General features: G+C 73.0%; 2 protein-coding genes. Both read right to left on the minus strand.

Annotated elements, in window-relative coordinates; genetic code table 11:
- On the minus strand, positions 1 to 856 hold an 856-nt coding region (locus tag AOK17_RS44325; RefSeq protein ID WP_055618322.1), incomplete at its 3' end, for a M56 family metallopeptidase.
- 172 nt (positions 857 to 1,028) lie between these two features.
- Positions 1,029 to 1,568 (minus strand): DUF5134 domain-containing protein, encoded by a 540-nt coding sequence (locus AOK17_RS44330; RefSeq protein ID WP_055618323.1) that lies wholly within the window; start codon positions 1,566 to 1,568, stop codon positions 1,029 to 1,031.
- Positions 1,569 to 1,756: the final 188 nt, after the last annotated feature.

Consider the following 1,756-nt stretch of genomic DNA (forward strand, 5'->3'; position numbering starts at 1 on the left):
GCCGCAGCCGACGGGCGGGCGGGAGGCGGTCCGGGGGAGTGAGCAGCCGGTGGACGCGCTGCGGAACATGGGCCTGCGGCGTGGGGCAGGGGCCGAACACACCCCGGTCCTCGTTGAGTTCGACCAGCGCGAGGGCGGTCGTCAGCCGGCCGAAGCGGCGCGAGGCCATGTCGTCCGCGGCGAGTTCGACCAGCCGGTGCATCTCGTCGCGGAACGCCGCGAACACCGGGACCTGCGGAAAGCCGTTGGCCAGCGCGGCCGAGGAGTGCAGCAGCCAGTCGTGCCGGGCCTGCGCGTGGCCCTGCTCGTGGGCGAGCACCGCGTCCAGCTGCCGTCCCTTGAGGCGGCGCAACGCGGCCGTGGTGATGACGAGTTGGGGCGCGGCCCCGGGCAGCCACCAGGCGTCGGGACGCTCGCCCTCAAGGACGACCAGTCGATCGCTGCTGGGCTCCTCGCCGGGCAACACCGGGGCGCGTACGAGGAGTTCGGCCCGCCGACGGCGGCTCCGGGTCCTGGCCCGGGTGATCTCGCGGGCCAGCATCGCGGCACTCCAGACACCGCCGAGCGCGAGTGCCACCGCGGTCGTCGCGGCCCAGGGTCCTCCGGCGAGCGCGTAGCTCTCCACGACGGCATGCGGGGCGGGGGCGAAGACATGACCGCGGACGGCCTGCCAGGCGCCCGCCGCGCTCAGCGTCATCGACAGGGCGCAGCACAGCAGAATGGCCATCACCACGCACTGCCACACCCACAGGGCGACCACCGGTTCGCGGTCCTGCCAGTCCGTCCGGGCGAGCAGCCGCGGAGCGAGGACGGCGGCCAGGGCGCCGAGCAGCAGCAGTGCCGCGGGGACCATCATGGCTGCAGCCTATGAGCGGGGCACCGCCGGCGGATACGGGCTGTCCCGGCAAGTGACGTACACCACGGTTTCGTAAAGCGGGCCCGGGGCCCGGGAGATGCCCGTTCGGAGCGCGAGATGCCGTCGGCCCGGAACCTGGGAAGCGTCGCCCCACAACGTGAGACGCGCCGGTTCAGAGTGTGAGAAGCATGGCCAGCATCCCGATGCCCATCGAGAGGCGGCACGCCCGCGCCAGCTCCAGCCGGTCGCCCCACCCGGCGGCCCGGACGCTCTCTCCGGGGCCGCCTCCTGCGACGGCGACCGGCATCAGGCGCGTGCCGGTCCACAGCACATACGCGGTGAAGTAGGCGAGGAGCACCCCCGTCAGCGCGGGAACCCCGGCGTGCGCCCCGCTCGCCATCACCGCCGCCATGTAGACCATCGCGAACGCGCCCACCAGATGGTGGAGATGGTGGGTGCTGCTCCGCGCGGCCCACAGGGCGCGCAGCGCGGCGGCCCCGAACACCGCCGCGTAGGCGACCCAGGCCCATCGCGGAGGCGCGAGCGCCGCCGCGGGCACGGCCATCGCGGCCATTCCGAACCCCATCAGCGCCTCACCGCCCGCGGTACGGCGCTGCTCCTCGATCCTGCTGCGCATCCGCAGCAGACAGTAGGCCCCGGTCGCCGCGCACAGCGCGACGAGCAGCCAGCCGGGTGACGCAGGACCGTGCACCGCGCACCTCCCCGCTCGACGGTGTCGAACAGTCCGCTCGAAGAGATGCCCGGACGGGGCGGAGCGCAAGCGAGCGCAAGGGTGTACACGGGGGAGCGTGCGGGAGTGCGGTCATCCTTCAGTATCTTTCACGAGTAAAACACCTGCTAATCTTATTGCCATGAGCAGTGCCGCCCCCAGCCCCACCC

The organism is Streptomyces phaeochromogenes (genome assembly GCF_001418655.1).
GTDB classification, from domain to species: domain Bacteria; phylum Actinomycetota; class Actinomycetes; order Streptomycetales; family Streptomycetaceae; genus Streptomyces; species Streptomyces phaeochromogenes.